Source organism: Streptomyces triculaminicus, from assembly GCF_017349075.1.
Lineage (GTDB): Bacteria > Actinomycetota > Actinomycetes > Streptomycetales > Streptomycetaceae > Streptomyces > Streptomyces triculaminicus.
This window is the reverse complement of record NZ_JAFMOF010000002.1, coordinates 620,330-640,501: the sequence shown is the minus strand read 5'-3', so window position 1 is coordinate 640,501 and position 20,172 is coordinate 620,330. Positions and strand designations below refer to the sequence as shown.

The window sequence follows — 20,172 nt, the reverse complement described above, 5'->3', positions numbered from 1 at the left end:
CGCCCTGCTTTCCAGAGTGACCTCGTCCGTGCGGTACCGGGTGCCTGAGAGATTCCGGGGAGGATTTGCTCCTTCGGCGCCTCACCGGTGCCCTTGCGGGCCTCGAGGAGGACTCTCCCGCACGGGGTCTGCGGCCATTCGCCAGCCTACCAGCGCGTCTTTCCGGGCGGTTCTCCCGAGTGGCCGGTTCCGGTTTTGTGCACTTTCGTGGTGTCAGGGCGATGTCCGGGGCGGAGGAGCCAAGGGAGGAATCGTGCGGAGCGACATCGATCCGCGGAGCCTGATCGGGCGCAAGGTCTTCGACCGGGAGGGCGCGAAGATCGGCACCGTGGACGAGGTGTACCTCGACGACGCGACCGGGGAGCCGGAGTGGGCGGCGGTGCGCACCGGCCTGTTCGGCCGGGACGCTTTCGTGCCGCTGGCGCCCAGCCGGGTCGAGGACGACGCACTGCACGTGCCCTACGAACGGGCGCTGATCAAGGGGGCGCCGGGCTTCGGCGTCGGCCACCACCTCTCCCCCGAGCAGGAGCTGCGGCTCTACCGGCACTACGGTCTCGAGCTGCCCGCACCGCAGGCCCCGGCGCCGGCGGACTCCGGCGAACCCCCGGAGCCGGGGACGCCCTCCGGGCCGTCCTGACCCCCCGGTCCACCGTGATCCGCCGGTCCGCCGTGATCCACCGGGTCCGGCCCGTCGGTGTCCCGTACGAGCGGCAACGGCTCCGCCGGTTCCAGCGCCGGGTCGTCGACGGCGAGGGTCCGCACCCGGCCGGGCGCCGACCAGGGCGTCTCGAAGCGGACGGTGACCCGCCCCAGGCCGCTGCCCTGCACCCATCCCGGCCCGTACTCCGCGTGCCGGACGTCCAGGCCCGGCAGCCACCGCCGGGGCGGGGCGGGATCCGCCGGCTGCTGGGCGCCGGCGCTCTCGCCCTCCTCGTCCGCCGACGCCTCCGGCGTCTCGTCGGGGGCGCTCGCCGCCTGGGCGAAGAGGTCCTCCTGGGTGTAGTCGGCGAGCCCGGAGACGCCGACGCCCAGCAACCGCACGCCCGCCGTGGTGTCCACGCCGTCGAGCAGCCGGGCGGCCGCCTCGCGGATGACCGCCGGGTCGTCGGTGGGGCCGCGCAGGGTCTCGGAGCGGGTCAGCGTCGAGAAGTCGTAGCTCCGCACCTTGATGACGACCGTGCGCCCGGACCGCCCGGCGCCGCGCAGCCGCCGTACGCACCGGTCGGCGAGGCGGGCGAGCTCCAGCTCGACCCGGGTCCGGTCGGTGAGGTCCTCGGCGAAGGTGTCCTCCACGGAGACGGACTTGGCGTCGCGGTCGGCGACGACGGGCCGGTCGTCATGGCCGGTGGCCAGGGCGTACAGGCCCCCGCCGTGCGCCCGGCCCAGCAGCCGCACCAGCTCGTCCTCACCCGCCTCGGCGGTCTCGGCCACCGTGGTGATCCCCGCCCGCCTCAACGTTTCGGCAGTGGCGGGGCCGACGCCCGGGATGGCGCGCACGGACATCGGGCCCAGGATCCCCAGCTCCGTGCCGGGCGCGATGAGCAGCAGGCCGTCGGGCTTGGCCTCCTCGGAGGCGATCTTCGCGAGCATCTTGGAACCGGCGAGCCCCACCGATCCCGTGAGTCCCGTGGCCCTGGCGATGTCGCGGCGCAGCTTCTCCCCCACCGCCCGCACGGCCGCGGGCGTGGGCTCCACGCCGCCCGCCTCGAGGTCCACGAACGCCTCGTCGAGGCTCAGCGGCTCCACCAGGGGCGACAGCTCGCGGAGCAGCTCCATGACGATCTGGCTGATGTGCTGGTAGAGACCGAACCGCGGGGTGAGGTAGGCGGCGTTCGGGCAGAGCCGGCGGGCCTGGGCCGTGGCCATGGCCGACCGCACGCCGAAGACCCGCGCCTCGTACGACGCCGTGGCCACCACGCCCCTCGGGCCGATGCCGCCGACGACCACCGGTTTTCCGCGCAGGCTCGGCTTGGCCGCCTGCTCCGCCGAAGCGTAGAAAGCGTCCATGTCCAGATGCAGGATCGTCGGCACACCCCTCACACGACCGATGCTCCCGCACACCACTGACAATCGGGCTTTCCGCCGGTCCGGAGCACGACGAAGCGCCCCGCGCCGGATGCCTCACGGCACCCGGCGGGGGCGCTTCGATGTCGCTCGGAGAGCCCTATCCCGCCCGGTTGCGGCGGCGGGCGAGCTCGTCGGCGGGGTTGTGGCCCACGAGCGTCTCGCCCGTGTCCACGCGCTCGCCGTGCAGCTGCGCGAGTGCGCTCTGGACATCGCGCCAGACCACGCCCACGGCGATCCCGAAGACCCCCTGCCCGCCCTGGAGGAGGTCGACGACCTCGTCGGGCGAGGTGCATTCGTAGACCGTGGCGCCGTCGCTCATGAGCGTCATCTGCGCCAGGTCGTCCATGCCCCGGGCCCGCAGATGCTGCACCGCGGTGCGGATGTTCTGCAGCGAGACACCGGTGTCCAGCAGCCGCTTCACGATCTTCAGGACCACGACGTCCCGGAAGCTGTAGAGCCGCTGACTGCCCGAGCCGTACGCGGGCCGCACGCTGGGCTCCACGAGCCCCGTACGCGCCCAGTAGTCCAGCTGCCGGTAGGTGATGCCGGCCGCGGCGCACGCGGTCGGCCCCCGATATCCGATGCTGTCCGGACCACGCGAGGCGCTCTCGCCTTCGGAGTCCCGCCCCCGCGGAGTGGTGACCGCTGGCGTGGCGGAATAACGGGGCACTGGTTCGACCATTCCCCCATGCAGCGGATACGGACCGCCGACCGCCGTACCGTCGCCCGTGCTTCTCACGCCGACCTCCGTCCTTGACCTGCCTTCTCGACGGTAGGCAGTCGCTCGGGGTGCGTCAACGATCGCCACACTCGGCACGCCGAGTGATAATCACCCTGAGAGTGGTTTCACGTGTCCGCGTAGCGGGAAAAGCTACTCGAATGGGCTCGTATCGCCCGGCGACGCCCCGGTCGAGAGACGGTCCTCGAGGACCGCCCGGGGTCTCACTGATTGCCGCTGCCGAAGTCCTCCGGCGAGATCTGGTCGAGGAACTCGCGGAACTTCTCCACCTCGTCCTCCTGCTCGTCCGGGATGGCGATCCCCGCGTCGTCCAGCACCCCGTCGCTGCCGTAGATCGGCGTGCCGGTGCGCAGCGCCAGCGCTATGGCGTCGGAGGGCCTCGCGCTGACCTCCACCCCGCTGGCGAAGACGAGCTCCGCGTAGAACACGCCTTCGCGCAGGTCCGTGATCCGGACCTCGGCGAGCTGCTGTCCGACCGCCTCCAGCACGTCCTTGAACAGGTCGTGGGTCAGCGGGCGGGCAGGCGCCATGCCCTGCTGGGCGAAGGCGATCGCCGTCGCCTCCCCCGGTCCGATCCAGATCGGGAGGTAACGGTCGCCTCCCACTTCCCGCAGGAGCACGATCGGCTGGTTGGAGGGCATTTCCACCCGGACGCCCACGACATCGAGCTCGTTCACACAGCAACCCTAGGCCGTGCCCGGCAGGTTTGGGTAGTCGGGCCGTCCGCGGTCACTGTCCCCGCAGGTGCAGGGCCCCGCGCACCAGGGCGGCGTGCAGTCGAACGGAGAGGGCGGCCAGCTCACGGGCGGTCGCCTCGGCGTGCGCCCTGGTCTGCGGATTGCGGTGCCTGCGCAGTGGCGCGATCACCTGTTCGATCAGGCCGGCCTCACGGTCGGCGGCCGCCTTGACGGCCCGCAGGTGCCGGGGCTCCAGGCCGAAACGCCCCAGCTCCGCCACGAGCCGGGCGATCGTCGTGGAATCGCTGTCGAACCCGCCGTCCGGATGAGGGACGACCAGGCCGTACGACTCCCACTCCGCCAGCTCCTCCTCGGTGGCGCCCACGGTGGCCAGCAGCTCCGCACGGCCGACGCGGGTGAGGGTGGGGCCCTCGGGGCCACTGTGGTCCCCGTCGGGCGCCGCGACCCCCTCCAGGCCCTCCACGAGGTCCAGCGCGTCCCGCGGCTGGGCGGGAGCCGGCAGCTGCACGCGCTCACCACGGGCCAGGGCGTCCAACTGCTCACGGATGACCTTGAGCGGGAGGTAGTGGTCGCGCTGCACCCGCAGCACGTACCCCAGCCGCTCCACGTCCTCCGCGCAGAACTTGCGGTAGCCGGACGGGGTGCGCCGGGGCTCGACCAGGCCCTCCGACTCCAGGAACCGGATCTTGGAGATGGTGACCTCGGGGAACTCCTCGCGCAGCACATTGAGCACCGTGCCGATGCTCATCAGCCGGCCTTCCGCGCCGACGGCACCGGAGGACCCGGTGCCGCCCGACGGTGTTCGAAGCATGTGGCCCTTCCCTGGAGATCCCCCCGGACCCGGTCCGGGGGAGGGTCAGATGCCCCGCTGGCCACCGAAGAAGACCAGACGGTACTTGCCGATCTGCACCTCATCGCCGTTGGACAGCGCGACCGAGTCGATCTGCTCGCGGTTGACGTAGGTGCCGTTGAGGCTGCCGACGTCGGTGACGGTGAACGAGCCGTCCTGCTCCCGGCGGAACTCCACGTGCCGGCGCGAGACGGTGACGTCGTCGAGGAAGATATCGCTCTGTGGGTGACGACCCGCGGTGGTGACCTCGGCGTCCAGCAGGAAACGGCTGCCGGAGTTGGGACCCCGGCGCACCACCAGCAGGGCGGAGCCCAGCGGCAGCGCGTCGACGGCGGCCTGCGCCTCGGGCGAGAGCGCCGGGATCGCCGTCTGGCCGGTGGTCTCGGAGTCGTACGCCTCGAGACCGGAGATGGAGATGGTCGAGGTCGTCTCCGACGCGCGCTCGGCCACGGCACCCGGCCGCAGCGGCGCACCGCAGTTGGAACAGAACCGGCTGGCTTCGCCGTTCCGGTGGCCACACCTCGTACAGACCGGCAAGGCAAACCCTCCACCCGCACTCGAGGTCGCTGGTGCCCCGAAACCTATGCGCCCCGCCTGGGCAGGGTCAACAGAGGACGCGCCCTGAGCGCCCGGAATGTCGCCACCCGGTGCGCCGTGCGCATCCATCTGGTCCCGGAACAGCGGACGCCCTTCCTGGGCCCCCTCGCCGCCGTCCACCGGGCCCGACGCCCGATGCCGTGCGCCGCCGCCGTCCTGGCGTGCGCTCTTGCCGAACAACTTCGCAAACAACTTCACGGGCGATTCCCCTTGACCGCTACAGACCCGCCCGTGGGGCAGGACAAACCCTTGCTGCACACACCATCCGACCTGGACATCTCTACAACGTCCGAGGTCAACAGACAGTTTCCATGACGCGCCCCGAACTTGGTGCGCCGACCCCCCGCAACCTCCCGCCCTCCCCATGGGCCCCGCCTGGGCGCCCGTCTCACTGCGATGACGACCGAGCGTAGTCAGGCCGCTTCGCCGGGCGCAAGGCGTCCACGATGATCTTCTCAGACCGGGAGACGCTGACCCCGGCCTGCTCCTTCTCCAGAGTCTGCACCACACCGCCGGGGATGTTCAGTGCGGGCTCCAGGTCTTGCGGCTTGCCGATGACCTTGAACTTATAGGGCTGCGACACCTTCTTGCCATCGATCTCCACCTTTCCGGCGGAGCCCGAGAAGTAGGTGTCGGCGACGACGCGGACGTCGTTGATCTGGATCGCCTCCGCGCCCGCGGCCCGCAGCTCCTGGATGGTGTCCAGCAGCTTGTCGGCCTCGACGGCCCCCTTGCCGTCGCTCACCGTGAGCTCGATGCCCGGCCCCTGGGCCGCCACCGTACCGGCGAGGATGCCGAGCTGGTCCTCCTTCTGCGCCGTCTGCTTACGGGCCTCGGCGGCCTGGTTGGAGCTGCTCTCCAGCTCCGTCTTCTGGTTCTCCAGCCGGCGCTTCTCGTCCTCGAGCCGCTTGGTGCGGTTGTCCAGCTCGTCCAGGATCCGTACGAGGTCCTCCTGCCGGGCACCGCGCAGCGCGCTGTTGTCGCTGGTCGACCGGACCTGGATGGCCAGACCGAGGCCGAGCACGCACAGCAGCACCGCCACGGTCAGCTGGGCCCGCGTCAGCCTAGGCGGCCACAGCCCGTTCGCCAGCCGTTGACGTCCCGTCAACGGCCTCGCCGCCCCGGGCTCCCCCGCGGACGGCTCGACGGGCTCGAGGCCGGGACCGGCCACCGGCTCCGGTTCCGGCTCCTTCTCGGGTTCCGGTCCGGGCTCCGCTTCGGATTCCGTTTCGGGCTCCGCCTCGGGCTCCGGCTTCGCTGCGGGCTCCGGACGCGGCCGCGGCCCGGGTTTCCCGGCGGTCCCGCCGGACTCACCGGACTCGCCGGCGGGTTCCACCGGCCGGGGCTCCTCGCGCCCCGCCGGCTTCTCCGGCTTCTTGCCGCTCTCGGACATCGGGGACTTCTCCGTCCCCTCCGGCCCCTCGGGCCGGTCCTGCGCTCCGGACGTGTCCGGGGTGTCGTCAGTGCTCATTCGGTCTCACGCCCGGAAGATGTGCCGCCGGATGGCGGCCGCGTTGGAGAAGATGCGGATGCCCAGGACGACCACCACACCGGTGGACAGCTGCGCGCCGACGCCGAGCTTGTCGCCCAGGAACACGATCAGGGCGGCCACCACCACATTGGACAGGAACGACACCACGAAGACCTTGTCGTCGAAGATCCCGTCCAGCATCGCCCGCAGGCCCCCGAACACCGCGTCCAGCGCCGCCACGACGGCGATGGGCAGGTAGGGCTCGACCGCCGTCGGCACCACGGGGCGGACGACCAGTCCGACCACGACTCCCACGATGAGGCCCAATACGGCGATCACGATGTGCCCTTCCCTGGTTTTGCGATGCGTACGATCAGACTCGGCGCGGCCGGCAGCCGGACCTCGTCCTGAGCGGAAATGCTGGCGCGGACCCCGTAGTTCTGCTGCAGCACATGCAGATACTGTCCGTCGACGCTGTCCTGGAAAGCGGTGCTCAGCCGCTGCCCGTTCCCCACCGCCAGCACCGTGTACGGCGGCACCAGCGGTTTGTTGTCGACCAGTATGGCGTCCCCCGCGGCCCTGATCGCCGACAGCGACGTCAGGCGCTGCCCGTTGACCGCGATCGCCTCGGCGCCGGACTGCCACAGGCCGTTGACGATGCGCTGCATGTCACGGTCGCGCACCCGTCCGGTGTCGGAGAACCCGGTGCTCTCACGCGGGCCGCCACCGCTGGATTTGGCCTGTTTCGCGTCGTCGACGACCACTTTGACCCCCGGCCCGTGCACCGGAGTCGCACCGGCCAGCAGGGACACCAACTCGGCCTTGTCCCCACCATGTTTCCGCAGCGCGTCGCGCTGCTTGCTGCCCACCGTCGAACGCAGGGAGTCGACGTTCCGCTGCAGCGTGTCGGCGGCCGACGTCTCCCTCTCGATCCGCTGGATCAGCTGTTCGCGTTCCTTGGCCAGCGTCGGTGCCGATATCTGCGCCTGCGCCGCACCCAGCGTCACCACCACGGCGGCCAGCAACAGGGCACCGGCCAGACCCAACTTCGCCCGCAGGGTGCCGGGAAGCCCCTTGCCACCCTCGGCACGTCTGGCCGCCGCCTCCGCGTACCCCTCGTCGAGGCTGTGATGCATGGCATTCGTCAGCAGCGACATCGACGCATCGGGACGCGGCGGCGGTGAGGAGGTGCTCCGAACGGGGGGCTGCTGCGACATGCCGCACATCGTCGCACGTCGGGGCCGTCGTCTCCCAATGGCCCCACCGGCGTGCCGGATCCGGGACAGATCCGGGACACTCCGCGAACCTCAGGAGACGACGCCCTTCCCGCCGTCAGCGCCCGGCGCCGTCCACGACCGCCGACCACTCGTCCAGCAGCGCCTGGGCGGAGGCGTCATCAGGCCCCTCCGCCCACAGGTGCGTCACGGCCTCGGAGGGATCGGGCAGCACCATCACCCAGCGCCCGTCGGCCTCCACCACGCGCACACCGTCCGTCGTATCCACCGAACGATCCCCGGCCGCCTCCACCACATGCCGCATGACGAGGCCCTTCACCGCCCAAGGGGTCGCCAGGTCACGGCGCAGGACATGAGCCCTGGGAATCCGCGCGTCTATCTGGCTGAGCGTGAGCTGCGTACGCGCCACCAGCCCGATGAGGCGTACGAACGCGGCCGTACCGTCGAAGACGCTGCTGGACTCCGGGATGATGTACCCGCCCCGGCCGTCCCCGCCGAAGATCGTCGAATCCTGCCGGCCCACCCGCGTCAGGTCGTCCGGCGACGTCGTCGTCCACTCCACCTGCGTGCCGTGGTACGCCGCCACCTGCTCGGCGATACGTGTCGTCGTCACCGGCAGCGCCACGCGCCCGCTGCGCCGCTCGGCCGCGACCAGGTCCAGCAGCACCAGCAGGGCCCGGTCGTCCTCCACGATGCGCCCGCGCTCGTCGACGAGCGAGATCCGCTCCCCCACCGGGTCGAACCGCACCCCGAACGCCGCCCGCGCCGACGCCACGATCTCCCCGAGCCGCACCAGCCCCGAACGGCGCGTGTCCGCGGTCTCGGTCGGACGTGCCTCGTCGAGCCCGGGATTGATGGTGAGCGCGTCCACCCCCAGCCGTCCGAGGAGGCTGGGCAGAACGAGCCCGGCGCTGCCGTTCGAGGCGTCCACGACGACCTTGAGCCCGGCCTCCGCGACTCCGGTGGTGTCCACGGACCGCAGCAGCGAGCCGGTGTACGAGTCGTAGACGCTGGAGGGGAAGGACAGGTCGCCGATCTCCCCGGGGAAGGCCCGCCGGTACTCCTGGCGGGCGTAGACCCGGTCGAGCTTGCGCTGCCCCGCCTGGGAGAGGTCGGCGCCGCGCTCGTCGAGGAACATGATGTCCACCGAGTCCGGCACGCCCGGCGAGGTGCGGATCATGATCCCGCCGGCGCTGCCCCGCGCCGTCTGCTGCCGGGCCACGGGCAGCGGTACGTTCTCCAGGTCCCGCACCTCGATCGCGCTCGCCTGCAGCGCGGAGATCACCGCGCGCTTGAGCGCCCGCGCGCCACGGGAGTGATCACGCGCCGTGGTGACCGTCGCGCCCTTCTTGAGCGTGGTGGCGTACGCGCCGGCGAGCCGCACGGCGAGTTCGGGGGTGATCTCCACATTGAGAATGCCGGAGACGCCCCGGGTACCGAAGAGGTGCGCCTGCCCCCGGGACTCCCAGATGACGGACGTGTTGACGAAGGCGCCCGCCTCGATCGTCTTGAACGGGTAGACGCGGACGTTCCCCTGAATAATCGATTCCTCGCCGATCAGGCACTCGTCCCCGATGACGGCTCCGTCCTCGATCCGGGCGGCCCGCATGATGTCGGTGTTCTTGCCGACGACACAGCCGCGCAGATTGCTCTGCTGGCCGACGTAGACGTTGTCGTGGACCACGGCCCTGTGCAGGAAGGCGCCGGACTTGACGACGACGTTGGACCCGACGACGGTGTGCTCGCGGATCTCGGCGCCGGCCTCGACCTTGGCGTAGTCGCCGATGTAGAGCGGGCCGCGCAGGGTGGCGTCGGGGTGCACCTCGGCGCCCTCGGCGACCCAGACCCCCGGGGAGATCTCGAAGCCGTCGAGATCGACGTCGACCTTGCCCTCGAGCACGTCGGCCTGGGCCTTGACGTAGCTCTCGTGAGTGCCGACGTCCTCCCAGTAGCCCTCGGCGATATAGCCGAAGACACGCTTGCCTTCCTTCATCAGCTGCGGGAAGACATCGCCCGACCAGTCGACGGGGACGTCGGGCCGGACGTAGTCGAAGACCTCCGGCTCCATGACGTAGATGCCGGTGTTCACGGTGTCGGAGAAGACCTGGCCCCAGGTGGGCTTCTCCAGGAACCGCTCGACCTTGCCCTCGTCGTCGACAATGGTGATGCCGAATTCCAGCGGATTGGGCACCCGGGTGAGGCAGACCGTGACGAGGGCGCCCTTTTCCTTGTGGAAACGGATCAGATCGGTCAGATCGAAATCGGTGAGGGCATCGCCGGAGATGACCAGGAAGGCGTCGTCCTTGAGCGCCTCTTCCGCGTTCTTGACGCTCCCCGCGGTGCCGAGTGGCTTTTCCTCGTTGGCATAGGAGAGCTCCATACCGAGTTCCTCGCCGTCACCGAAGTAGTTCTTCACGAGGGAGGCGAGGAACTGCACGGTGACCACGGTCTCGGTGAGCCCGTGCCGCTTGAGCAGCCGTAGCACATGTTCCATGATCGGCCGGTTGGCCACCGGCAGGAGCGGCTTGGGCATGCTCGAGGTCATGGGGCGAAGTCGGGTTCCTTCGCCACCGGCCATCACGACGGCCTTCATGTCGGAAGCGTCCTCCTTGAGAGACGACGGTCTTTGCCGGCTTTCACGCCTCGACTTCGGTCAGGCCCCGGAACGCTCGGGGCCACGGCGAGATCAGTCGGCCGTGGCGTCCGCCTTGACCAGCCGGCGGACCTGAACCACATAGAGGATCCCTGCCCACCAATAGAGGGTTGTACCCCATCCGGCGAACGCCCATCCGAAAATCGCGGCGAGCGACGACAACCAGCCCTCTCCGTCACTGAGAAGCAGCAACGGGAAGGCGTACATGAGGTTGAAGGTCGCGGCCTTCCCAAGGAAGTTCACCTGCGGCGGCGGATAGCCGTGGCGCCTCAGGATCCACACCATGACCAGCAGCATCGCCTCGCGGGCGAGCAGTGCGACCGTGATCCAGAGCGGAAGGATCTCACGCCACGTCAGGCCGAAGAGGGTGGAGAGGATGTATAGCCGGTCGGCGGCCGGGTCGAGCAGCCGGCCGAGGTTGCTGATCTGGTTCCAGCGCCGGGCCAGCATGCCGTCGAGGTAGTCGCTGACGCCGCTCAGGGCCAGGACGACCAGTGCCCATCCGTCGTGCTTCTGAAGAATCAGCCACAGGAAGAGGGGTACGCCGACCAGGCGCGCCATGCTGAGGATGTTCGGGATGGTGAGGACGCGGTCGGTCTGGACGCGCGTCTCCTGGACCTCCACCCGGGGGCCTCCTGTGGGGATATGTACCAACGATGTCCCATGACTTTACCCCCAGCCGAGTTGGGACCGTGCGGAGGGGGAGGGAGGCCGGCCGCAAACATGGCCGGAAACGCAAGAAAGCCCTGGCAGGGTAACCCTGCCAGGGCTTTCTTCAAAAGGAGTTCGGCGGCGTCCTACTCTCCCACAGGGTCCCCCCTGCAGTACCATCGGCGCTGAAAGGCTTAGCTTCCGGGTTCGGAATGTAACCGGGCGTTTCCCTAACGCTATGACCACCGAAACACTATAAAGTTAGAACTCCAGCCAGCAAGGCGAGTTCGTTACTTCAGAACTAACACAGTGGACGCGAGCAACTGAGGACAAGCCCTCGGCCTATTAGTACCAGTCAGCTCCAACCGTTACCGGTCTTCCACACCTGGCCTATCAACCCAGTCGTCTACTGGGAGCCTTACCCCATCAAGTGGGTGGGAGTCCTCATCTCGAAGCAGGCTTCCCGCTTAGATGCTTTCAGCGGTTATCCCTCCCGAACGTAGCCAACCAGCCATGCCCTTGGCAGGACAACTGGCACACCAGAGGTTCGTCCGTCCCGGTCCTCTCGTACTAGGGACAGCCCTTCTCAAGACTCCTGCGCGCGCAGCGGATAGGGACCGAACTGTCTCACGACGTTCTAAACCCAGCTCGCGTACCGCTTTAATGGGCGAACAGCCCAACCCTTGGGACCGACTCCAGCCCCAGGATGCGACGAGCCGACATCGAGGTGCCAAACCATCCCGTCGATATGGACTCTTGGGGAAGATCAGCCTGTTATCCCCGGGGTACCTTTTATCCGTTGAGCGACGGCGCTTCCACAAGCCACCGCCGGATCACTAGTCCCGACTTTCGTCCCTGCTCGACCCGTCGGTCTCACAGTCAAGCTCCCTTGTGCACTTACACTCAACACCTGATTGCCAACCAGGCTGAGGGAACCTTTGGGCGCCTCCGTTACTCTTTAGGAGGCAACCGCCCCAGTTAAACTACCCACCAGACACTGTCCCTGATCCGGATCACGGACCGAGGTTAGACATCCAGCACGACCAGAGTGGTATTTCAACGACGACTCCACCATGGCTGGCGCCATGACTTCACAGTCTCCCACCTATCCTACACAAGCCGAACCGAACACCAATATCAAGCTATAGTAAAGGTCCCGGGGTCTTTCCGTCCTGCTGCGCGAAACGAGCATCTTTACTCGTAGTGCAATTTCACCGGGCCTATGGTTGAGACAGTCGAGAAGTCGTTACGCCATTCGTGCAGGTCGGAACTTACCCGACAAGGAATTTCGCTACCTTAGGATGGTTATAGTTACCACCGCCGTTTACTGGCGCTTAAGTTCTCAGCTTCGCCCTGTCGAAACAGAGCTAACCGGTCCCCTTAACGTTCCAGCACCGGGCAGGCGTCAGTCCGTATACATCGCCTTACGGCTTCGCACGGACCTGTGTTTTTAGTAAACAGTCGCTTCTCGCTGGTCTCTGCGGCCACACCCAGCTCAGAGTGCAAGACTCATCACCGGACATGGCCCCCCTTCTCCCGAAGTTACGGGGGCATTTTGCCGAGTTCCTTAACCATAGTTCACCCGAACGCCTCGGTATTCTCTACCTGACCACCTGAGTCGGTTTAGGGTACGGGCCGCCATGAAACTCGCTAGAGGCTTTTCTCGACAGCATAGGATCATCCACTTCACCACAATCGGCTCGGCATCAGGTCTCAGCCTTAATGTGTGACGGATTTGCCTATCACACGGCCTACACCCTTACCCCGGGACTACCACCGCCCGGGCTGGACTACCTTCCTGCGTCACCCCATCGCTTACCTACTACAAGTCTGGTTCGTCGGCTCCACCACTCCCCTTCACCCGAAGGATCCAGGACGGCTTCACGGACTTAGCATCGCCTGATTCGATATTGGGCGTTTCAAAGCGGGTACCGGAATATCAACCGGTTGTCCATCGACTACGCCTGTCGGCCTCGCCTTAGGTCCCGACTTACCCTGGGCAGATCAGCTTGACCCAGGAACCCTTAGTCAATCGGCGCACACGTTTCTCACGTGTGTATCGCTACTCATGCCTGCATTCTCACTCGTGAACCGTCCACAACTCGCTTCCGCGGCTGCTTCACCCGGCACACGACGCTCCCCTACCCATCCACACACCCGTTGGGGTTATTGTGTGAATGACACGACTTCGGCGGTACGCTTGAGCCCCGCTACATTGTCGGCGCGGAATCACTTGACCAGTGAGCTATTACGCACTCTTTCAAGGGTGGCTGCTTCTAAGCCAACCTCCTGGTTGTCTCTGCGACTCCACATCCTTTCCCACTTAGCGTACGCTTAGGGGCCTTAGTCGATGCTCTGGGCTGTTTCCCTCTCGACCATGGAGCTTATCCCCCACAGTCTCACTGCCGCGCTCTCACTTACCGGCATTCGGAGTTTGGCTAAGGTCAGTAACCCGGTAGGGCCCATCGCCTATCCAGTGCTCTACCTCCGGCAAGAAACACACGACGCTGCACCTAAATGCATTTCGGGGAGAACCAGCTATCACGGAGTTTGATTGGCCTTTCACCCCTAACCACAGGTCATCCCCCAGGTTTTCAACCCTGGTGGGTTCGGTCCTCCACGAAGTCTTACCTCCGCTTCAACCTGCCCATGGCTAGATCACTCCGCTTCGGGTCTTGGGCGCGCTACTCAATCGCCCTATTCGGACTCGCTTTCGCTACGGCTTCCCCACACGGGTTAACCTCGCAACACACCGCAAACTCGCAGGCTCATTCTTCAAAAGGCACGCAGTCACGACGCACCAAGCAAGCTTGATGCGCGACGCTCCCACGGCTTGTAGGCACACGGTTTCAGGTACTATTTCACTCCGCTCCCGCGGTACTTTTCACCATTCCCTCACGGTACTATCCGCTATCGGTCACCAGGGAATATTTAGGCTTAGCGGGTGGTCCCGCCAGATTCACACGGGATTTCTCGGGCCCCGTGCTACTTGGGTGTCTCTTAAACGAGCCGTTGATGTTTCAGCTACGGGGGTCTTACCCTCTACGCCGGACCTTTCGCATGTCCTTCGCCTACACCAACGGTTTCTGACTCGTCTCATGGCCGGCAGACCATGAAAAAGAGATCCCACAACCCCGCATGCGCAACCCCTGCCGGGTATCACACACATACGGTTTGGCCTCATCCAGTTTCGCTCGCCACTACTCCCGGAATCACGGTTGTTTTCTCTTCCTGCGGGTACTGAGATGTTTCACTTCCCCGCGTTCCCTCCACACTGCCTATGTGTTCAGCAGCGGGTGACAGCCCATGACGACTGCCGGGTTTCCCCATTCGGACACCCCCGGATCAAAGCTCGGTTGACAGCTCCCCGGGGCCTATCGCGGCCTCCCACGTCCTTCATCGGTTCCTGGTGCCAAGGCATCCACCGTGCGCCCTTAAAAACTTGGCCACAGATGCTCGCGTCCACTGTGCAGTTCTCAAGCAACGACCAGCCACCCGTCACACTCTGCCGAAGCAAAGCTTTACCGGGGCCGGCATCGCGAAGGTTCAGACCGAAGTCCGTACCCTCAGATACCCAACAGCGTGCCCGGCCCAGTCTTTCAAGATTCACGTTCCACGCCGAAGCAGTACTAGTGATCCCTCAAGAACTGTGCCGAATAGTCAACGTTCCACCCATGAGCAACCGTGCGAGTCATTCGCTCGCAGTCGGCTATGTGCTCCTTAGAAAGGAGGTGATCCAGCCGCACCTTCCGGTACGGCTACCTTGTTACGACTTCGTCCCAATCGCCAGTCCCACCTTCGACGGCTCCCTCCACAAGGGTTGGGCCACCGGCTTCGGGTGTTACCGACTTTCGTGACGTGACGGGCGGTGTGTACAAGGCCCGGGAACGTATTCACCGCAGCAATGCTGATCTGCGATTACTAGCAACTCCAACTTCATGGGGTCGAGTTGCAGACCCCAATCCGAACTGAGACCGGCTTTTTGAGATTCGCTCCACCTCGCGGTATCGCAGCTCATTGTACCGGCCATTGTAGCACGTGTGCAGCCCAAGACATAAGGGGCATGATGACTTGACGTCGTCCCCACCTTCCTCCGAGTTGACCCCGGCAGTCTCCTGTGAGTCCCCATCACCCCGAAGGGCATGCTGGCAACACAGGACAAGGGTTGCGCTCGTTGCGGGACTTAACCCAACATCTCACGACACGAGCTGACGACAGCCATGCACCACCTGTACACCGACCACAAGGGGGCGACCATCTCTGGCCGTTTCCGGTGTATGTCAAGCCTTGGTAAGGTTCTTCGCGTTGCGTCGAATTAAGCCACATGCTCCGCTGCTTGTGCGGGCCCCCGTCAATTCCTTTGAGTTTTAGCCTTGCGGCCGTACTCCCCAGGCGGGGAACTTAATGCGTTAGCTGCGGCACGGACGACGTGGAATGTCGCCCACACCTAGTTCCCAACGTTTACGGCGTGGACTACCAGGGTATCTAATCCTGTTCGCTCCCCACGCTTTCGCTCCTCAGCGTCAGTATCGGCCCAGAGATCCGCCTTCGCCACCGGTGTTCCTCCTGATATCTGCGCATTTCACCGCTACACCAGGAATTCCGATCTCCCCTACCGAACTCTAGCCTGCCCGTATCGAATGCAGACCCGGGGTTAAGCCCCGGGCTTTCACATCCGACGTGACAAGCCGCCTACGAGCTCTTTACGCCCAATAATTCCGGACAACGCTTGCGCCCTACGTATTACCGCGGCTGCTGGCACGTAGTTAGCCGGCGCTTCTTCTGCAGGTACCGTCACTCTCGCTTCTTCCCTGCTGAAAGAGGTTTACAACCCGAAGGCCGTCATCCCTCACGCGGCGTCGCTGCATCAGGCTTTCGCCCATTGTGCAATATTCCCCACTGCTGCCTCCCGTAGGAGTCTGGGCCGTGTCTCAGTCCCAGTGTGGCCGGTCGCCCTCTCAGGCCGGCTACCCGTCGTCGCCTTGGTAGGCCATTACCCCACCAACAAGCTGATAGGCCGCGGGCTCATCCTGCACCGCCGGAGCTTTCCACCTTCAAGCATGCGCTCGAAGGTCGTATCCGGTATTAGACCCCGTTTCCAGGGCTTGTCCCAGAGTGCAGGGCAGATTGCCCACGTGTTACTCACCCGTTCGCCACTAATCCACCCCGAAGGGCTTCATCGTTCGACTTGCATGTGTTAAGCACGCCGCCAGCGTTCGTCCTGAGCCAGGATCAAACTCTCCGTGAATGTTTACCGGTAATCCGGTTCACACTCGCGTTGAGCGGAACAACCAGGCGGAATAGGCCCGGTCGTTCACAGCGTCCTCGCTGTGTGTGCCCACCCGATCCGTAATCGGACCCGGTAGGACTTTTAAAGGAACCTCATCCATCGAGATGGACGGGGTGTCAACATATCTGGCGTTGACTTTTGGCACGCTGTTGAGTTCTCAAGGAACGGACGCTTCCTTTGTACTCACCCTGGCGATATTCGCTGGGCTTTCCTCCGGGCGCTTCCCTTCGGTGTTCCACCACTCTATCAGGACTTTTCCGGCCCGTTCACCGCCCGTTTCTCTTCATGCACGGAGGCATGCAGAAAACACCAGCGGATCCAGGAATGGATCTCATCCGAATGGAGGCCGCCCTCGCCTTGCCAGCAGGTGACTGCGGGCCTCGGTCGTGGGCAGGGATCTGACAGTACATGCCTCCCAGAGGCGAGGCAAATCGATTACTCAGCGCACATGAGCTCCCGCGCGCACGCTCGTGCGGAATCCTCAGTTCCTATGACTTAGGCTTCCGACCAGTGCGCCGTCCAGGACAGGTAGTGACGGCGCGTGATGAATCTCCACCTCTGGGAGGCTTCCCATGACCACCGTGACGTCCCCGATCGCCGGACGCGCCATCGGACTCGCGGCAGTGCCCGACCCGGTCTTCTCCGGCGCGATGGTGGGACCCGGTACCGCAATCGACCCCGTGCGTGAGCCCGCCACCGCGGTCTCCCCGGTCGACGGCGTCATCGTCTCGCTGCACCCGCACGCGTTCGTCGTCGTCGACGCGGACGGGCACGGCGTGCTCACCCACCTCGGCATCGACACCGTGCAGCTCAACGGCGAGGGCTTCGAGCTGCTCGTCAACAAGGGCGACACCGTGACCCGTGGCCAGGACATCGTGCGCTGGAACCCGGTCGCCGTCGAGGAGGCCGGCAAGTCCCCGGTCTGCCCGATCGTCGCGCTCGAGGCCACGCCCGACGCCCTGGCCGACGTCCGCGAGGACGGCGACCTCAAGGCCGGCGACACCCTCTTCACCTGGCAGTGACGTTTCACCTGCAGTGACCCCACGCCGTCGACGTCTCTGGTGACGACATCACCGACGGCCGACGGCACGTACGACATCCACTGCGGCGGCACGGTTCGCCGCATCCAACCGGAGACGGGTGAAATGGAGACAACGCTGCGAGGCGTCGGCGTGAGCCACGGTGTGGCGATCGGCGAGGTGCGGCACATGGGCACGGCGGTTCTGGAGCCGCCGGCCAAGCAGATTCCGACGGACGAGGCGCCGCGTGAGCAGGGGCGGGCGCGTCAGGCCGTCGAGGCCGTCGCCGCCGATCTGATCGCGCGCGGCAACCTCGCCGGCGGCGAGGCCCAGCACGTGCTCGAGGCCCAGGCGATGATGGCCCAGGACCCCGAGCTGATGGCCGACGTCGAACGGCGCATCACCGTCGGCAGCACCGCCGAGCGCGCGGTGTACGACGCCTTCGCCGCCTACCGCGCGCTGCTCGCCAACGCGGGCGAGTACCTGGCCGGCCGCGTGGCCGACCTGGACGACGTGCGCAACCGCATCGTCGCGCGCCTGCTGGGCGTGCCGATGCCGGGCGTGCCGGACAGCGACGAGCCGTATGTGCTGATCGCGCGGGACCTGGCGCCGGCCGACACCGCGCTGCTGGACCCGACGCTGGTGCTGGGCTTCGTGACCGAGGAGGGCGGGCCGACCAGTCACTCCGCCATCCTGGCGCGTGCGCTCGGGGTGCCGGCGGTCGTGGCGCTGCCGGGCGCCGGGGAGCTTGCCGAGGGCACGGTGGTGGCCGTGGACGGCAGCACGGGCGACATCTTCGTCGACCCCAGCGAGGAGAAGCGTGCCGAGCTGACGAAGGCGGCCGAGGAGCGCAAGGCGGCCCTGGCCGCGTCGTCCGGTCCGGGCGCGACGTCCGACGGGCACAAGGTGCCGCTGCTGGCGAACGTCGGCGGTCCGGCGGACGTGCCGGCCGCGGTCGAGGCGGGTGCGGAGGGCGTGGGCCTGTTCCGTACCGAGTTCCTCTTCCTGGACGACAGCGCGAAGGCGCCGTCGGAGGCCAAGCAGGTCGAGGCGTACCGCAAGGTGCTCGAGGCGTTCCCCGAGGGCCGGGTGGTCGTGCGGGTGCTGGACGCGGGCGCGGACAAGCCGCTGGACTTCCTGACGCCGGCCGACGAGCCGAACCCGGCCCTGGGTGTGCGGGGTCTGCGGACGCTGCTGGACCACCCGCAGGTGCTGCGGACGCAGCTGACGGCGCTGGCGAAGGCGGCCGAGGGGCTGCCGGTCTACCTCGAGGTCATGGCCCCGATGGTGGCGGACCGTACGGACGCCAGGGCCTTCGCCGACGCCTGCCGCGAGGCGGGGCTGCGGGCGAAGTTCGGGGCGATGGTGGAGATTCCCTCCGCCGCGCTGCGGGCCCGTTCGATCCTGCAGGAGGTCGAGTTCCTCTCGCTGGGCACGAACGACCTCGCGCAGTACACGTTCGCCGCGGACCGTCAGGTGGGCGCGGTCTCGCGTCTGCAGGACCCGTGGCAGCCGGCGCTGCTCGACCTGATCGCCATGTCGGCCGAGGCCGCCAAGGCCGAGGGCAAGAGCTGCGGCGTGTGCGGTGAGGCCGCCTCCGACCCGCTGCTGGCCTGTGTGCTGACGGGTCTGGGCGTGACGAGCCTGTCCATGGGCGCCGCGTCGATCCCCTATGTCCGTGCCACGCTGGCCAAGCACACGCTCGCCCAGTGCGAGCGGGCCGCCGCTGCCGCGCGTGCCACGGACACGGCCGAGGAGGCCCGTCTGGCCGCTCAGGCCGTGCTGTCCGGCGAGTGATCCGGGCCGTATGACCGGCGTGTGAGGCCGCGCGTGCGGTCCGCGTGATGTGAGGGGTGCCCCCGCCCACAGTGGTGGGGGCACCCCTTCCTCTTTATCTCCTCCAGCCCCCCACTCCTTCCCTTTACGCGTCTCCGTCCAGGTCGAGCGGGATGCCCGCGCGGTACTCGACGCCGTGCTCGGGTGGCACGGGTTCGCCGGTCTCGGCGTCGGTGCAGTAGGCGGCGAAGACCTCGGCCTCGGTGAGGGGCCGTAGTCCGCCGCCCCTGAGGCCCCAGCCGCGGACCGTGTCGGGCCGGTCGGGGAGGGTGGAGCGCAGGACGATGCCGCCGGGCCGGTCGGTGGCGAGGCCGGCCGCGAGCACCGTGCAGAACACCAGGGCCGCGGCCTCGCCCAGGTGGAGGGCGCCGTCGCGGCACTCGGCGTGGAGCACGGCGATCAGCGGCGTCTCCTCGTCGGCGGGGACGCTGCAGACGAGGTGGTGCGCCCCCTCCCCCACGGCCTCGAGGATCAGGCGCAGGGCCCTGGAGGCCCGGGCGAAGGCGGCCCGGCCGATGTCCTCGCCGCAGGTGGCGCAGTCGCCGCCGGCGGAGAGCAGAGCGGAGGCGTACTCCCAGGTCGCCTGCTGTTCGGCCTCGTCGATGAGGCGGGGCAGCAGGCGGGCCAGGGGCTGGCCTTCGTAGGGGAGTCTGGTGCCGGCCGCGGCGACGTCGGCGGTGTAGCGGGTGCGGCTGAGGGCCGTGTCGGGGTTCAGATGGCGGCCCGTGCAGTAGCGCTCGTAGTCGTCGGGGTCGAAGAGGGCGACGCTGGTGTACGTGCCCTGGGCGGCCAGGGAGCGCAGCAGTCCCTCCACGTGCCGCAGGTAGGTGGCGTGGTCGTCGAAGAGGAAGGAGGCGTAGCGCCGCATGGCGGCGAAGTCCTTCTCGTCGGCGAGGACGGCCACGGTGCTGGGTGTTTCGCTGCGCAGCGTGCGGCGTGCGTTCGGTCGCCGGCGTGGGTCCGGTCGCTTCCGGTTCCGGCCGTTGTCGGTGTGCGGCATGAGCTCCCCCTTGCCCTCGGCGCGCGTGATCGATGCTCACTCACCGTAGCGGGGGGTACTGACAAC

Annotated in this window: 14 protein-coding genes, 3 rRNA genes and 1 riboswitch; of the genes, 3 read left to right on the top strand and 14 right to left on the bottom strand. The window is 67.2% G+C overall.

Annotation, left to right across the window (positions count from 1 at the left end; genetic code table 11):
- Positions 1 to 21: 21 nt before the first annotated feature.
- Positions 22 to 130: riboswitch (glycine riboswitch) on the bottom strand.
- A 123-nt stretch (positions 131 to 253) separates the two neighbouring features.
- Positions 254 to 637 carry a PRC-barrel domain-containing protein gene (locus J1792_RS12950; RefSeq protein WP_086574152.1) on the top strand — a complete coding sequence of 128 codons (384 nt, stop codon included), beginning with the start codon at positions 254 to 256 and terminating at the stop codon, positions 635 to 637.
- On the opposite strand, the gene J1792_RS12945 is transcribed toward J1792_RS12950, so the two are convergent.
- The 13 genes from J1792_RS12945 to J1792_RS12885 form a co-directional block, all read right to left on the bottom strand.
- The gene (locus J1792_RS12945; RefSeq protein ID WP_086574150.1) at positions 547 to 2,040 is read right to left on the bottom strand and encodes a DNA polymerase IV; all 1,494 of its coding nucleotides are present in this window, start codon (positions 2,038 to 2,040) and stop codon (positions 547 to 549) included. The two genes, J1792_RS12950 and J1792_RS12945, sit on opposite strands and share 91 nt — an antisense overlap.
- A 124-nt stretch (positions 2,041 to 2,164) precedes the next feature.
- Entirely contained in the window at positions 2,165 to 2,806 is a 642-nt protein-coding gene (locus J1792_RS12940; RefSeq protein WP_086574148.1) for a MerR family transcriptional regulator, read from the bottom strand.
- Positions 2,807 to 3,009: 203 nt separating this feature from the next.
- Positions 3,010 to 3,483: a bifunctional nuclease family protein gene (locus J1792_RS12935; protein ID WP_086574146.1), complete on the bottom strand. Its 474-nt coding sequence runs from the start codon at positions 3,481 to 3,483 to the stop codon at positions 3,010 to 3,012.
- A 52-nt stretch (positions 3,484 to 3,535) separates the two neighbouring features.
- Positions 3,536 to 4,315 (bottom strand): transcriptional regulator FtsR, encoded by a 780-nt coding sequence (gene ftsR / locus J1792_RS12930; protein WP_207247257.1) that lies wholly within the window; start codon positions 4,313 to 4,315, stop codon positions 3,536 to 3,538.
- Positions 4,316 to 4,360: 45 nt separating this feature from the next.
- Positions 4,361 to 5,191 (bottom strand): FHA domain-containing protein, encoded by an 831-nt coding sequence (locus tag J1792_RS12925; protein ID WP_242646093.1) that lies wholly within the window; start codon positions 5,189 to 5,191, stop codon positions 4,361 to 4,363.
- Positions 5,192 to 5,339: 148 nt separating this feature from the next.
- On the bottom strand, positions 5,340 to 6,344 hold the full coding sequence (locus J1792_RS12920) for a DUF881 domain-containing protein (protein WP_207247786.1): 1,005 nt from the start codon (positions 6,342 to 6,344) through the stop codon (positions 5,340 to 5,342).
- An 84-nt stretch (positions 6,345 to 6,428) separates the two neighbouring features.
- On the bottom strand, positions 6,429 to 6,761 hold the full coding sequence (locus J1792_RS12915; RefSeq protein ID WP_071964751.1) for a small basic family protein: 333 nt from the start codon (positions 6,759 to 6,761) through the stop codon (positions 6,429 to 6,431).
- Positions 6,758 to 7,648 carry a DUF881 domain-containing protein gene (locus J1792_RS12910; RefSeq protein ID WP_207247255.1) on the bottom strand — a complete coding sequence of 297 codons (891 nt, stop codon included), beginning with the start codon at positions 7,646 to 7,648 and terminating at the stop codon, positions 6,758 to 6,760. The genes J1792_RS12915 and J1792_RS12910 overlap by 4 nt, the downstream gene beginning before the upstream one ends.
- Before the next feature lie 106 nt (positions 7,649 to 7,754).
- Complete coding sequence (locus tag J1792_RS12905; protein WP_086573028.1) at positions 7,755 to 10,250, bottom strand: mannose-1-phosphate guanyltransferase; 2,496 nt, start codon at positions 10,248 to 10,250, stop codon at positions 7,755 to 7,757.
- A gap of 93 nt (positions 10,251 to 10,343) precedes the next feature.
- A complete protein-coding gene (clsA, locus tag J1792_RS12900) occupies positions 10,344 to 10,934 on the bottom strand; it encodes a cardiolipin synthase ClsA (RefSeq protein WP_179199015.1) in 591 nt (196 codons plus the stop codon).
- 160 nt (positions 10,935 to 11,094) lie between these two features.
- Positions 11,095 to 11,211, bottom strand: a 5S ribosomal RNA gene (gene rrf, locus J1792_RS12895).
- Between the two features lie 75 nt (positions 11,212 to 11,286).
- Positions 11,287 to 14,409, bottom strand: a 23S ribosomal RNA gene (locus tag J1792_RS12890).
- A gap of 276 nt (positions 14,410 to 14,685) precedes the next feature.
- Positions 14,686 to 16,209, bottom strand: a 16S ribosomal RNA gene (locus tag J1792_RS12885).
- The 16S, 23S and 5S rRNA genes sit together here, the layout of an rRNA operon.
- Before the next feature lie 614 nt (positions 16,210 to 16,823).
- Between J1792_RS12885 and J1792_RS12880 the strand changes: the two genes are divergently transcribed.
- Positions 16,824 to 17,273, top strand: coding sequence for a PTS sugar transporter subunit IIA (locus J1792_RS12880; RefSeq protein ID WP_086574210.1), 450 nt, complete (start codon positions 16,824 to 16,826; stop codon positions 17,271 to 17,273).
- Positions 17,274 to 17,396: 123 nt separating this feature from the next.
- Positions 17,397 to 19,067 (top strand): phosphoenolpyruvate--protein phosphotransferase, encoded by a 1,671-nt coding sequence (gene ptsP / locus J1792_RS12875; protein WP_207247785.1) that lies wholly within the window; start codon positions 17,397 to 17,399, stop codon positions 19,065 to 19,067.
- A 124-nt stretch (positions 19,068 to 19,191) separates the two neighbouring features.
- Here ptsP and J1792_RS12870 read toward each other — a convergent pair whose 3' ends face one another.
- Positions 19,192 to 20,106: a DUF8829 domain-containing protein gene (locus J1792_RS12870; protein WP_207247254.1), complete on the bottom strand. Its 915-nt coding sequence runs from the start codon at positions 20,104 to 20,106 to the stop codon at positions 19,192 to 19,194.
- Positions 20,107 to 20,172: the final 66 nt, after the last annotated feature.

Excerpts from the sequence above, each read along its gene's own strand:
- ftsR (WP_207247257.1), bottom strand. The coding sequence starts at position 4,315 with ATGCTTCGAACACCGTCGGGCGGCACCGGGTCCTCCGGTGCCGTCGGC.
- J1792_RS12920 (WP_207247786.1), bottom strand. The coding sequence starts at position 6,344 with ATGTCCGAGAGCGGCAAGAAGCCGGAGAAGCCGGCGGGGCGCGAGGAG.
- J1792_RS12910 (WP_207247255.1), bottom strand. The coding sequence starts at position 7,648 with ATGTGCGGCATGTCGCAGCAGCCCCCCGTTCGGAGCACCTCCTCACCG.
- J1792_RS12905 (WP_086573028.1), bottom strand. The coding sequence starts at position 10,250 with ATGAAGGCCGTCGTGATGGCCGGTGGCGAAGGAACCCGACTTCGCCCC.
- J1792_RS12880 (WP_086574210.1), top strand. The coding sequence starts at position 16,824 with ATGACCACCGTGACGTCCCCGATCGCCGGACGCGCCATCGGACTCGCG.
- ptsP (WP_207247785.1), top strand. The coding sequence starts at position 17,397 with ATGGAGACAACGCTGCGAGGCGTCGGCGTGAGCCACGGTGTGGCGATC.
- J1792_RS12870 (WP_207247254.1), bottom strand. The coding sequence starts at position 20,106 with ATGCCGCACACCGACAACGGCCGGAACCGGAAGCGACCGGACCCACGC.